Below are 12383 nucleotides of genomic sequence, written 5' to 3' on the forward strand. Positions count from 1 at the left end.
AACCGTAGTCTGTTGCGATTGGCCGCAGCTACGGTTATTTAAAATTGAAATTTTAACATTTTATATATAAAAATGAATCCATTAGTAACCCCGGAAATTGGCCTTGTAGTTTGGACCACAGTATCGTTCTTAGTACTGTTTTTCTTACTTGCCAAATTTGCATGGAAGCCTATTATGGGCGCTATTGACGAGCGCGAACGCTTTATCGAAGATTCGCTTTCTAAAGCCGAAGCAGCTAAAGACGAAATGGCCCGTTTAACAAACGAGAACGATGCCCTTTTGAAACAAGCCCGCATAGAGCGTGATGCTATCCTGTCTGAAGCAAAAAAAGTTAAGGACAGTATCATCAGCGAAGCTAAAGAAGCTGCACACAAAGAAGGTGCACGCCAGATAGAGCTTGCCCGTATAGAAATTAACAACCAGAAAGCTATTGCAATGGCTGATGTTAAAAACCAGGTTGCAACTTTATCGTTGGAAATTGCTGAGAAAGTATTGCGCAAGCAATTTGAAGACAGCAGCAAACAGGATGCACTGGTTGCAGAACTGTTGAAAGAAGTGAAATTATAATAGAGAGTAGTAAGTAGTGAATAGTGAGTGGTTACGCCGCTTACCACTCACCGCTCATCACTCACCATTAACTAAAATATGTCAGAAGTAACAGTAGCATTAAGGTACGCAAAAGCATTGATCGACTTAGCCGCAGAACAGAACGCTGTTGAGGCGGTTAAAGGCGATATGGAGCTGTTCCTGAAAACCGTAAAGGCAAACCCGGAATTGGGCGCTGTTTTAGCTAACCCTATCATCTCGCACAGCAAAAAGGTAAATATCCTTGGCGATGTGTTTGGTGCCAAGGTAAGCAAGGTAACTACCGCGTTTTTAAACATCATGGTAAATAAAGGCCGTGGCGAAGTGTTATACACCACCGCTAACGAATTTATTGGCCTGTATGATGTGAAGAACCACATTACCAATGCCAGGGTAACAACAGCTTCTCCTTTATCAGCAGCCAACAAGCAAAAAATGCTGGCCGATGTACAGGCGGCAATTGGTGGTACTGTTAAGCTAACCGATAAGGTTGACCCGAAACTGATTGGCGGCTTTGTGCTTACAGTTGGCGACAGGCAGGTAGATACCAGCATAGCGACCAGCTTAAAGAAGTTGAAAAAGGATTTTGCACAAGCTGCAACTAAATAATATTAAATTAAAACTCTAAAATAAATTCAAAAAATGGTAGAGGTAAGACCAGACGAAGTATCAGCAATTTTGCGTCAGCAATTAGCAGGCTTCAAGTCAGAATCTGAATTAGAAGAAGTGGGTACCGTACTCCAGGTGGGTGATGGTATTGCACGTGTTTACGGACTAACTAAAGTACAATCAGGTGAGCTGGTTGAATTTGATAACGGTTTACAAGGTATCGTTTTGAACCTTGAAGAAGATAACGTGGGTGTGGTATTGTTGGGACGGTCTGACGATATCAAAGAGGGCGACAACGTAAAACGTACCAATCGTATTGCATCTATCAACGTAGGTGAAGGTATGCTTGGCCGTGTTGTTGATACTTTGGGTAACCCAATTGATGGTAAAGGACCAATACTTGGCCAAACGTACGAAATGCCATTGGAGCGTAAAGCACCGGGTGTTATCTATCGCCAGCCGGTAACCGAGCCTTTGCAAACAGGTATCAAAGCTATCGACGCGATGATCCCTATCGGCCGTGGCCAGCGTGAGTTGGTTATTGGTGACCGCCAAACAGGTAAAACGGCGGTTTGTATCGATACTATCATCAACCAAAAAGAGTTTTATGATGCCGGCCAGCCGGTAACTTGTATATATGTAGCCTGCGGCCAAAAAGCCTCTACCGTTGCAAACATTGTACGCACACTGGAAGAGAACGGCGCTATGCCATACTCTATCGTTGTTGCGGCCAACGCTTCGGATTCTGCTACCATGCAATTCTTCTCTCCGTTTGCAGGTGCTGCAATCGGCGAGTACTTCCGCGATACAGGTCGCCCTGCTTTGATCATCTATGATGATCTTTCTAAGCAGGCTGTTGCTTACCGTGAAGTATCATTATTACTGCGTCGCCCACCGGGCCGTGAGGCTTACCCGGGTGACGTATTTTACCTGCACAGCCGTTTATTAGAGCGTGCCGCAAAGGTAAACAGCAACGATAACATCGCTCAGCAAATGAACGACCTGCCGGAGTCTATCAGGCACATCGTAAAAGGTGGTGGCTCGTTAACCGCGTTGCCAATTATCGAAACACAGGCGGGTGACGTATCTGCATATATCCCAACCAACGTAATTTCGATTACCGATGGCCAGATATTTTTGGAGTCGAACTTGTTCTTAGCTGGTATCCGCCCGGCAATCAACGTAGGTATCTCGGTATCTCGTGTGGGTGGTAACGCGCAGATCAAATCGATGAAGAAAGTTGCGGGTACTTTGAAACTCGACCAGGCTCAATACCGCGAGCTGGAAGCGTTCTCTAAATTCGGTTCGGACTTAGATGCTTCTACCAAAAACGTAATCGACAAAGGTGCACGTAACGTGGAGATCTTAAAGCAAGGCCAGTACTCGCCGGTAACGGTTGAGAAACAGGTTGCTATTATCTACCTGGGTACCAAAAACCTGATGCGTAATGTACCGGTTAACAAGATCCGTGAATTTGAAAGCGAATACACCAGCCAGTTAGAGGCACGCCACCCTGAAGTGCTGGCAGCCCTTAAAGCAGGTAAATTCGACGACCAGCTAACCGGCGTACTGGAAACAGTAGCAAAAGAACTGGCAGGGAAGTATTAATTTGAATAGTGAGTGGTGAATAGTGAGCTTTAAGCTTACTACTCACTACTCACCATTAACCACTCACCAAAAAGAATGGCTAATTTAAAAGAAGTAAGAAACAGGATATCGTCGGTAAGCTCTACACAGCAGATCACCAAGGCCATGAAAATGGTTTCGGCAGCGAAGTTGAAAAGGGCAACCAATGCTATTGTACAATTACGCCCGTACGCTAATAAGTTGAAAGACCTTTTGGCAAACTTATCGGCAAGTTTGGAGGATGGCGCATCGCCATACCTGCAGGAACGCGAGCCGGTACGTGTATTGGTTGTTGTTGTATCATCAAACCGTGGTTTGGCGGGTGCGTTTAACACCAACGTTATAAAAACGGCTAATAACCTGATAGCAGAGAAATACAGCGAGCAGCTTAAAGCGGGCAATGTATCTATCGTATCTATCGGTAAAAAAAGCCAGGAATATTACCAGCGCCGCAAGTACAACGTTATCGGTAACAATAACGATCTGTACCTGGACCTGAACTTTATCAATGCTTCGAAAATTACGGAGTCGATAATGCAGGGTTTTATCAATGGTGATTACGACCGTGTAGAACTGGTGTACAACCATTTCCGCAATGCGGCGATACAATTCCAGGTAGCTGAGCAATTGTTGCCGGTACCAAAACCAGAGGCTAAACCGAAGGAAGAAGTGCTGAAAACAAAAGAAGCCAAAGTTGAAAGCCAGGTTGATTACATCCTGGAGCCATCTCAGGAAGAAATTGTTGAGCAGCTGATCCCTAAAAACATTAAAATACAGTTATACCGCGCGGTATTAGATTCAAACGCATCTGAGCACGGCGCACGTATGACTGCAATGGATAAGGCAACCGAAAACGCCGGCGACCTCTTGAAAGCCCTTAAACTTTCATACAACCAGGCCCGCCAGGCAGCCATCACCACCGAGCTTACCGAAATTGTAAGTGGTGCAGCAGCACTGGGTGGTTGATAAATTGCTTATCAAATAGTTATAACAAGAGAGGCTTTCCAATTTGGAAAGCCTCTCTTGTTATAAAACTATGTCATTGCGAGCGAAGCGCAGCCTGTCCCGATGAAATCGGGAGCAACCTCATAGGACAATTAGCCAACTTGCAAAGCGCCGGGGCTCGTCCTATGAGATTGCCACGTCGCCCAACCGCTCTTGTCCACCCCGCCGCGACTCGCAATAACAAATAATTAGAGTGTTGGATCCGCTGCATACTCCTTCCACAACTCATCCACCGATTTCCCGGTTACATCTTTCCAGGTATTATCATTGTAAGTATGTTTCCGCATAATACCATCCAGCTTTTTAACGGCACCTTTCTTAACCTTGGTTTCTACCCAAACTAAAAACCGCGCGGTTACGCGGTAGGCGTTGTCATAATTCTGGGTGGCTTTATAGGCGGGTAAACGCCAGTTGGCGGCTTCGTTGGCTACGCCATGTTCGTTACGTACATAATCAGCAATGCCTTCGGTAAGCCAGCCGGGGCCATTGCTGTCGCCGTAATCTTGTACTATGTGCATTACCTCGTGGGTAACCACGTCGATGTCGTTAGGATGCTTGGTCATATACGCAGGGCTGAAAACCACACGCCCGTTATCCGTTGCTGCAACGCCATGGTAAGCGGTATCGATAAAGAAAACTACCTGTTTCAGGCTTTTCTTGTTATACTCCTTTACGATTTTTGGATAAACGGTGAAGAACGTGCTGATGAGCCTTTCTTTGATGGCGTTATCAAAATGCTCGTCGTTGCCGGATATGATAAGGGTATAGCCATACTTTTTAATGGTATCGATAGCGCTGGCATGAGCAACACGGCAGAAAAGGCAAAGTATCAGTACAGGAAGTAATGTTAATTTTTTCATGAGGCTAAAAATAAGTTTTATACCACCAGTATGCGGGTGTGTAAATAAAACTTTACGCAAACACTTGCATTTATATAAGTACTTATATAAATTGCATCATGAATTTGTACCAAAGCTTAGGTTACCTGGTTTTAGGCAGCCGCTTACGGCGGATGAGCGAGACCTTTTTAGCCGAAATAAACCGCATTTACCAAAACGAGGGCATCGAGTTTGAGGCCAGCTGGTTCCCGGTGTTTTATTTACTATCGAAGAATGAATCGCTTTCCATTAAGGAATTGAGCGAGCAAACCGAGGTTTCCCACCCGGCGGCAAGCCAGCTGATTACCAACTTAAAAAATAAAAACATTGTAGAAACATCGGTTTGTACCGATGATGGCCGCAGGCAACTGGTGCAGTTCACCCTAAAAGGGAAGGCTATCCTTAACCAGATCCTGCCCATTTGGGAAGCTATCAACAACAGCATGACGGAACTTGCGGAAAGTGATGCTACCGCGATGCAGTTATTACCCGCCATCTCGGCCATGGAAAATATATTCCGTTCGTCGGATTTTGCTAATAGTGTAAGTGGAAAATTAAACCCCGTGAGCCATGAATGATTTTAATTATGGCGTAGAACACCTCTCAATAGGTACGGCTCTTGATATTGCATCGGGCAAGGTGAGAGGTGTTATTAATCATGATTCGGCTGAAAAGATCACCACATCCTGGAAGGAAGTTGAAAAAATAGTCCATGCGCAAAAGCCGGTTTATGGCATCAATACTGGTTTTGGTCCGCTTTGCGATACCAGTATTTCCGAAAAGGATACCAGCCTGCTGCAAAGCAATATCCTTAAAAGCCATAGCGTGGGTGTGGGCAAGCCCATCTCGCAGGAAGTAGCCAAACTGATGCTCATCACCAAGGTGCAGGCGCTGGCCCAGGGTTATTCGGGCATCTCGCCCAAAACTTTGGAGCGGGTGATCTGGCATATCGACAATGATGTGATACCTGTAGTGCCCGAGAAAGGTTCCGTAGGTGCATCGGGCGACCTTGCACCCTTAGCCCATTTGTTTTTGCCGCTATTGGGTTTGGGCGAAGTTTTTGTTGGCGACGGGAAACATCCCGCAGGGAAAATATTGCAGCAGCATAATTTAGAACCCCTTGTGCTTGGCCCTAAAGAGGGCCTTGCGCTCATTAACGGCACACAGTTTATTTTGGCATTTGCCATTAAAGCGGTAGAGCGATTGAACAATGCATTGAACATGGCAGATCTGATAGGTGCTATGTCGCTGGAAGGCCTGATGGGCTCCTCGCGCCCTTTTGATGCGCGATTGCACGCCATCCGGCCGTATAAGGGCACTATGCACGTTGCACAGCGCTTAGCTGCCCTGCTGGATGGCTCGGCCGTTAATTGCGCACATGCAGATTGCAACCGTGTGCAGGATCCTTATTCGCTCCGGTGCATGCCGCAGGTGCACGGCGCATCGCGCAATGCCTGGCTGCATTTAAAGGAGCTTACAGAGGTAGAATTGAACTCCGTTACGGATAACCCGGTAGTTTTTTCTGCGGAGGACACCATCAGCGGGGGCAATTTCCACGGGCAGCCATTGGCGCTGCCCTTAGATTATGCAACCGTTGCCGCCGCCGAGTTAGGCAACATTTCCGACAGGCGCTGCTACCTCATGAGCGAAGGGCGTTACGGTTTGCCAAAGCTATTAACCAACGGTGCAGGCTTAAACTCCGGCCTGATGATACCACAGTATACCACCGCCGCGCTGGTTACCGAAAATAAAACCCTTTGCTTCCCCGCCAGTGCCGATAGTGTGCCCACCTCACTGGGGCAGGAAGATCATGTTTCCATGGGTTCTATCAGCGGGCGCAAGCTGCACATCGTGCTTGATAATATCGAATATATCCAGGCTATTGAGCTGCTCTATGCTTCGCAGGCGCTCGATTTCCGCAGGCCCTTGTTATCTGCGCCGGTTATCGAAGCCTGCCACCAGCTGGTGCGCAAACATGTGCCTTTTATCAACGAGGACAGGATCTTCTCAGAAGATATTAATGCCCTGCATCAATTGATCATCAGCGGCGAATTGCTGCAAGTGGCAGATAACGCCGCTAAAAAACATAACATCAATTTAAATAACGATGACGAGTTCGGAATTTATTAAAACATACGCCAGTCACCCGGTGTATAAAGCCCCGGTTGGCAACCAGCTGCATGCCAAAAGCTGGCAAACCGAAGCACCACTGCGCATGCTGCTGAACAACCTCGACGGGCAGGTGGCCGAGAACCCGGATGAACTGGTGGTGTACGGCGGCATCGGCCAGGCAGCACGCAACGGCGAATCACTCAGGAAAATTATAGAGCTTTTGCTGGAACTGGATGAAGAGCATTCGCTGCTGGTACAATCAGGCAAGCCGGTGGGGATTATCCGCAGTCACCCGCAGGCGCCGAGGGTTTTGATAGCCAACAGCAATTTGGTGCCCGCCTGGGCAACATGGGAGCATTTCAATAAACTCCGCGCCGAAGGTTTGATGATGTACGGGCAAATGACCGCGGGCAGCTGGATCTACATCGGTACCCAGGGCATTTTGCAGGGCACTTACGAAACCTTTGTGGAAGCAGGCCGACAGCACTTCGGCGGTGACCTTACCGGGAAGCTTATTGTGAGCGCCGGCATTGGCGGCATGGGTGGCGCGCAGCCACTGGCGGCAACCATGGCCGGCGCAGTATTTTTAGGTGCCGATGTAGATGTAACCCGAATACAAAAACGAATTGATAGTAAATATATAGATAAGCTTACCCACTCTTACGAGGAGGCAATTGCCTGGGTAAAAGAAGCAATGGCTAAAGGCGAAACACTTTCGGTAGGCTTGGTAAGCGATGCCGGCGATATGCTGGAGCATTTGATAAAAGACGGTTTTGTGCCCGATATGCTTACCGACCAAACCTCAGCGCACGACCCCCTGAACGGTTACATCCCGAATGGTTTACGCTTGGATGAAGCGTTAGACTTGCGCAAAGCAGATGCCGAACAATACAAACGCCTCTCGCTAAAAAGCATGGCCCGCCATGTTGGTTTGATGCTGGAACTACAAAAACAGGGCGCTATTACCTTCGATTATGGCAATAATCTGCGCGAGTTTGCCCGGCAGGGCGGCGAGCCGGATGCCTTTAATTTCCCGGGGTTCACCCCGGCCTTTATCCGCCAGCTGTTTTGCGAGGGGAAAGGACCGTTCAGGTGGGTAGCCCTTTCAGGCGACCCGGAAGATATTTATACCACCGACCGGGCGCTGATGGAAGCTTTCCCTGAAAACAAACCGCTCATCAACTGGCTGGAGAAGGCGCAGAAGCAGATCGCTTTCCAGGGCCTGCCCGCCCGTATTTGCTGGCTGGGTATGGGCGAGCGCGAAAAAGCGGGGTTAATTTTGAATGAATTGGTGGCCAGCGGCAAGGTAAAAGCGCCGATAGTGATCGGCCGCGACCATTTGGATTGCGGCTCGGTAGCCTCGCCAAACCGCGAAACGGAGTCCATGAAGGATGGCTCGGATGCGGTATCCGACTGGCCGCTGCTCAACCTGATGGCCAACACCTCGGGCGGGGCAACATGGGTATCATTCCACCACGGTGGTGGGGTGGGTATGGGCTACTCGCAACATGCAGGCATGGTAGTGGTTGCCGACGGCACCGAACGCGCCGCAACCTGCCTCAAACGCGTTTTGCACAACGACCCGGCAATGGGTATCTTCCGCCATACCGATGCCGGCTATGATAAAGCAAGCGAGTGGGCGGATAGATTTGGGTTGAAGGTGTGGTAGATGTGAGTCCGGAAGTCAGAGGTCGGAAAGTCCGAAGGACGGATTTGTAGAGACGCGATACTTCGCGTCTTGACGGATATTTGTGGAAACGCAAAATTTTGCGTCTCCGAACGGATGCCCACGTTAGGGATTGCAGCGTAAAACCCACAGCCGCGGGGTGGCATATGGCGGGAAGGGCGAGGATTTGCAGCGAAAAGCCCGGCCGAAGGCAACGCCCAAATTGGTTTAAAGAGGTTGGTAGCTTGCAGCCAAAAAATAATAATAAAGCGTCATTGCGAGGCACGAAGCAATCTCTGCGCAGGACAAGCCGCCATGCAAGCCGCTAAGCAAATCGGGAGATTGCTTCGTTCCTCGCAATGACGCGGGAGTAATAGGGTATTAACATAGTGATAGGTTTCAAACCCATCACTATAGAAGTAAAATACAAATGAAAAAACTAACAGGCCCCTTTACCCAAATACTCCCCTTAACCGGCATGCCCCAAAAAGGCGCGCTGCAGGATGAGCAATTGCACATCATCCCAAACGGCGGTGCGCTGGTGGAGGATGGGCGGATATTAGCAGTTGGCGATTTTGAAAAGCTGCGGCGACAAAATCCCGACGCGGGAATAGAAGAAATAACCGGGCCGCAGGTTTTACTTCCCGGCTTTATAGATTGCCATACGCATATCTGCTTCGGCGGTAACCGGGCTAAGGATTATGCCATGCGGATAGCTGGCAAAACCTATCTGGAGATTGCCCAAAGCGGCGGCGGGATCTGGGATACGGTTACACAAACACGGGCAGCCACCGAAGCTGAATTGACCTCATGGCTTGTTGAATGCGCCAACCGGCACCTGGCAGAAGGTGTAACCACGATAGAAGTGAAAAGCGGTTATGGACTGAGTTTGGCAGAAGAATTAAAACAACTGCGGGCGATAAAAGCGGCATCTTTAAAAACCAAAGCCAAACTGGTGCCCACCTGCCTGGCCGCGCATATGGTGCCGAGGGATTTTGCAGGTTCGCAAGGTGAATATTTGGAATATGTGCTGAACGAATTATTGCCCGTGATAAAGCAGGAAAACCTTGCCGGGAGGGTAGATATATTTATTGAAAAAAGCGCTTTTGATGCAGAGCGCGCATTTGCTTACCTAAGCGATGCAAAACAAATGGGTTTTGATATCACCGTACATGCCGACCAGTTTACGGCAGGCGGCAGCAAGGTTGCTGTTGAAACCGGCGCATTATCGGCCGACCATTTGGAAGCATCAGGCGAAGCCGAAATAAAATTACTGGCCAATTCCAATACCGTTGCGGTAACTTTACCCGGCGCTTCGTTGGGCTTGGGCATGCAATATGCTCCTGCCCGGAAGTTGCTGGATGCCGGCGCATGCCTCGCCATAGCCAGCGACTGGAACCCTGGCTCAGCTCCCATGGGCGATCTGCTGATGCAGGTGGCTGTGATGAGTGCCGCCGAAAAATTAACAACAGCCGAAGTGCTGGCAGGATTAACCTATCGCGCCGCCGCCGCTTTAAAAATAACAAACCGTGGTATATTAGCGCCCGGAATGTTTGCCGATATGCAGGCATACCCATGCGCAGATTACCGCGAAATACTATATTACCAGGGTAAAATGAAACCCGTCAATGTCTGGACCGCTGATTTTAATGATTTTTAGATTTCGCTGATGATTACCTACGGCCTATCGACAAAACCACTAATGAACAATTGAACCAAAAAAGAACCATCAAAATGAACCAACTAATAGAATGCGTGCCCAATTTTAGCGAAGGCGTAAACCTGGCTATCATTAAACAAATAACCGATGAGATTGAAACCGTAGATGGCGTTCGGCTACTGAATGTTGACCCGGGCAAAGCCACCAACCGTACCGTAGTAACCTTTGTAGGCGAGCCTTCGGCGGTGATACAGGCTGCTTTTTTGGCGATAAAAAAGGCAGGCGAATTGATTGATATGAGTAAGCATAAGGGTGAACACCCCCGGATGGGCGCTACGGATGTTTGTCCGCTGATACCGATCGCCAATATGACGATGGAGGAAACGGCGGAATATGCCAAACAACTGGCTAAACGCGTAGGCGAGGAATTACAGATCCCAGCCTATTTATACGAGTATGCCCAGCAGGATAAAAGCCGCAGTAACTTGTCGATCATTAGGGCGGGTGAGTATGAAGGCTTTTTCAAAAAGATAAAGCTGCCGCAATGGAAGCCTGATTTCGGCCCGGCAGAGAATGATGTAAAACGGGGCGCAACGGTAATTGGTGCGCGCGAGTTTTTGATAGCCTATAACGTAAACCTGAATACCACCAGCACCCGCAGGGCAAATGCCATTGCCTTTGATGTACGCGAAGCTGGCAGGGTAATGCAGGAAAACGGCAAAGTGGTTACAGATGAGAACGGTAAACCAAAAAACATCCCTGGCTCGCTGAAGAGCGTGAAGGCTATCGGCTGGTATATTGAGGAATATGGCGTGGCGCAGATCTCCATGAATCTTACTAATATCGAGATAACGCCCATCCACATCGCTTTTGATGAGGTGTGCAAAAAAGCCAATGAGCGCGGCATCCGCGTAACCGGCAGCGAACTGGTGGGGCTGATCCCACTAAAAGCCATGCTGGATGCCGGTAAATATTTCCTACGGAAACAGCAGCGCTCAGTAGGGGTGAGCGAGGCGGAACTGATCAAGATCGCCATTAAATCGATGGGGCTGGATGAACTGGGCCCCTTTAATCCGCGCGAGCGCATTATCGAATACTTATTGCAGGATGGCGCAGCAAGCAAATTGGTTGGCATGACATTAACCGCCTTTGCCGATGAAACGGCAAGTGAAAGCCCTGCACCCGGCGGCGGGTCGATATCGGCGTATATGGGGGCTTTAGGAGCATCGCTGGCTACGATGGTGGCCAACCTGTCTTCACACAAAAAGGGCTGGGATAACCGGTGGGAAGAGTTCAGCAAATGGGCGGAGCAGGGGCAGGCTTATAAGGATGAATTGCTAAAATTAGTTGATTTGGATACGGCGGCATTCAATAAAATTATGGAGGCGTTCAGCCTTTCGAAAGCTACCGATGAAGAAAAGATTGCGCGTGATAAAGCCATACAGGATGCTACCAAATACGCTATTGAAATACCGTTTAAAGTAATGCAAACCGCTTTTGAAAGTTTAACGCTGATAAAAGCTATGGTAGAAACAGGTAACCCCAATTCGGTTACAGATGCTGGCGTGGCTGCCCTGTGTGCCCGCTCGGCAGTATTGGGCGCTTTTATGAATGTGAAGATAAACGCCAGCGGATATAAGGATAAAATTTATACGCAGGATGTTATCAGCAAAGGGAATGAAATTGAAAGGAAAACTATTGCGTTGGAGGCGGAGATAATTGCGTTGGTGAATGAGAAGATAGGGTTGTAAAAGTCCGCTAACTCTAACCGCCTTGTCCTTGCGAGTCGCGGCGGGGGAAGTGACAGGGGGCGACGTGGCAATGACACAGTTTGCTATAAATAAAAAGAGGCGCAATTGCTCGCGCCTCTTTGGAAGTATAGAGAGATTAGTTGATTTCTCTTTAGTAATGATACCTCACAAATGCCTCCATAGCCGCATATTCTGCCATACCGAGCTTATCATAGCAAACAGCAGTTTCGCGGTTGCGGTCCTCGGCACGCACCCAAAATTCGCGGGCATCATCACCGGGGAACACCGGGCGGTCTTTTTGGCTTTGATGCTTAAAGATAGCATTCCGTTTGCGGATCACCTCGGCAGGAGATAAAGGCACCGCCATTTCGATCTCGTGGGTAGCAAACTCGTGCCATGCACCGCGGTAGAGCCACATCCAGCAATCTTTTACCCAGTCTTCGGTTTCCTTTAAACGCTGTAAAGCAGCAAGGATAATATTAAAACAAACG

10 protein-coding genes and 1 pseudogene are annotated in these 12383 nt (G+C 48.6%); 9 read left to right on the plus strand and 2 right to left on the minus strand.

Going from position 1 to position 12383, the window contains the following annotated elements; translation table 11 throughout:
• Positions 1-72 precede the first annotated feature (72 nt).
• The 4 genes from atpF (at position 73) to atpG (ending at position 3786) form a co-directional block, all read left to right on the plus strand.
• Positions 73-567: a F0F1 ATP synthase subunit B gene (gene atpF / locus IDJ77_RS26790; RefSeq protein WP_191192076.1), complete on the plus strand. Its 495-nt coding sequence runs from the start codon at positions 73-75 to the stop codon at positions 565-567.
• 78 nt (positions 568-645) lie between these two features.
• Complete coding sequence (gene atpH, locus IDJ77_RS26795; RefSeq protein ID WP_191192077.1) at positions 646-1194, plus strand: ATP synthase F1 subunit delta; 549 nt, start codon at positions 646-648, stop codon at positions 1192-1194.
• A 33-nt stretch (positions 1195-1227) separates the two neighbouring features.
• Positions 1228-2802: a F0F1 ATP synthase subunit alpha gene (gene atpA, locus IDJ77_RS26800; RefSeq protein ID WP_191192078.1), complete on the plus strand. Its 1575-nt coding sequence runs from the start codon at positions 1228-1230 to the stop codon at positions 2800-2802.
• Positions 2803-2877: 75 nt separating this feature from the next.
• Entirely contained in the window at positions 2878-3786 is a 909-nt protein-coding gene (gene atpG / locus IDJ77_RS26805; RefSeq protein ID WP_191192079.1) for an ATP synthase F1 subunit gamma, read from the plus strand.
• Between the two features lie 227 nt (positions 3787-4013).
• Here atpG and IDJ77_RS26810 read toward each other — a convergent pair whose 3' ends face one another.
• Entirely contained in the window at positions 4014-4685 is a 672-nt protein-coding gene (locus IDJ77_RS26810; RefSeq protein ID WP_191192080.1) for a basic secretory protein-like protein, read from the minus strand.
• A 98-nt stretch (positions 4686-4783) separates the two neighbouring features.
• Here IDJ77_RS26810 and IDJ77_RS26815 point away from each other — a divergent pair, with 98 nt between their 5' ends.
• The 5 genes from IDJ77_RS26815 to ftcD all read left to right on the plus strand — a co-directional run bounded on the left by IDJ77_RS26815 (position 4784) and on the right by ftcD (position 11892).
• Complete coding sequence (locus IDJ77_RS26815; protein WP_191192081.1) at positions 4784-5281, plus strand: MarR family winged helix-turn-helix transcriptional regulator; 498 nt, start codon at positions 4784-4786, stop codon at positions 5279-5281.
• The gene (hutH, locus tag IDJ77_RS26820) at positions 5274-6833 is read left to right on the plus strand and encodes a histidine ammonia-lyase (protein WP_191192082.1); all 1560 of its coding nucleotides are present in this window, start codon (positions 5274-5276) and stop codon (positions 6831-6833) included. Before IDJ77_RS26815 ends, hutH begins: the two co-directional genes overlap by 8 nt.
• The gene (gene hutU, locus IDJ77_RS26825) at positions 6811-8484 is read left to right on the plus strand and encodes a urocanate hydratase (protein ID WP_191192083.1); all 1674 of its coding nucleotides are present in this window, start codon (positions 6811-6813) and stop codon (positions 8482-8484) included. Before hutH ends, hutU begins: the two co-directional genes overlap by 23 nt.
• A gap of 427 nt (positions 8485-8911) precedes the next feature.
• Complete coding sequence (gene hutI, locus IDJ77_RS26830; RefSeq protein ID WP_191192084.1) at positions 8912-10141, plus strand: imidazolonepropionase; 1230 nt, start codon at positions 8912-8914, stop codon at positions 10139-10141.
• Positions 10142-10215: 74 nt separating this feature from the next.
• On the plus strand, positions 10216-11892 hold the full coding sequence (gene ftcD / locus IDJ77_RS26835) for a glutamate formimidoyltransferase (RefSeq protein ID WP_191192085.1): 1677 nt from the start codon (positions 10216-10218) through the stop codon (positions 11890-11892).
• 151 nt (positions 11893-12043) lie between these two features.
• Here the strand turns inward: ftcD and IDJ77_RS26840 are convergent.
• A pseudogene (locus IDJ77_RS26840) lies at positions 12044-12383 on the minus strand (glucosamine-6-phosphate deaminase); the annotation flags it as partial.

This window comes from Mucilaginibacter pankratovii, from assembly GCF_014773265.1.
GTDB classification, from domain to species: Bacteria; Bacteroidota; Bacteroidia; order Sphingobacteriales; family Sphingobacteriaceae; genus Mucilaginibacter; species Mucilaginibacter pankratovii.

Coding starts and splice junctions, on each gene's coding strand:
- hutH (WP_191192082.1), top strand. CDS start 5,274: ATGAATGATTTTAATTATGGCGTAGAACACCTCTCAATAGGTACGGCT.
- IDJ77_RS26810 (WP_191192080.1), bottom strand. CDS start 4,685: ATGAAAAAATTAACATTACTTCCTGTACTGATACTTTGCCTTTTCTGC.
- atpF (WP_191192076.1), top strand. CDS start 73: ATGAATCCATTAGTAACCCCGGAAATTGGCCTTGTAGTTTGGACCACA.
- IDJ77_RS26815 (WP_191192081.1), top strand. CDS start 4,784: ATGAATTTGTACCAAAGCTTAGGTTACCTGGTTTTAGGCAGCCGCTTA.
- atpG (WP_191192079.1), top strand. CDS start 2,878: ATGGCTAATTTAAAAGAAGTAAGAAACAGGATATCGTCGGTAAGCTCT.
- atpA (WP_191192078.1), top strand. CDS start 1,228: ATGGTAGAGGTAAGACCAGACGAAGTATCAGCAATTTTGCGTCAGCAA.
- ftcD (WP_191192085.1), top strand. CDS start 10,216: ATGAACCAACTAATAGAATGCGTGCCCAATTTTAGCGAAGGCGTAAAC.
- hutI (WP_191192084.1), top strand. CDS start 8,912: ATGAAAAAACTAACAGGCCCCTTTACCCAAATACTCCCCTTAACCGGC.
- hutU (WP_191192083.1), top strand. CDS start 6,811: ATGACGAGTTCGGAATTTATTAAAACATACGCCAGTCACCCGGTGTAT.
- atpH (WP_191192077.1), top strand. CDS start 646: ATGTCAGAAGTAACAGTAGCATTAAGGTACGCAAAAGCATTGATCGAC.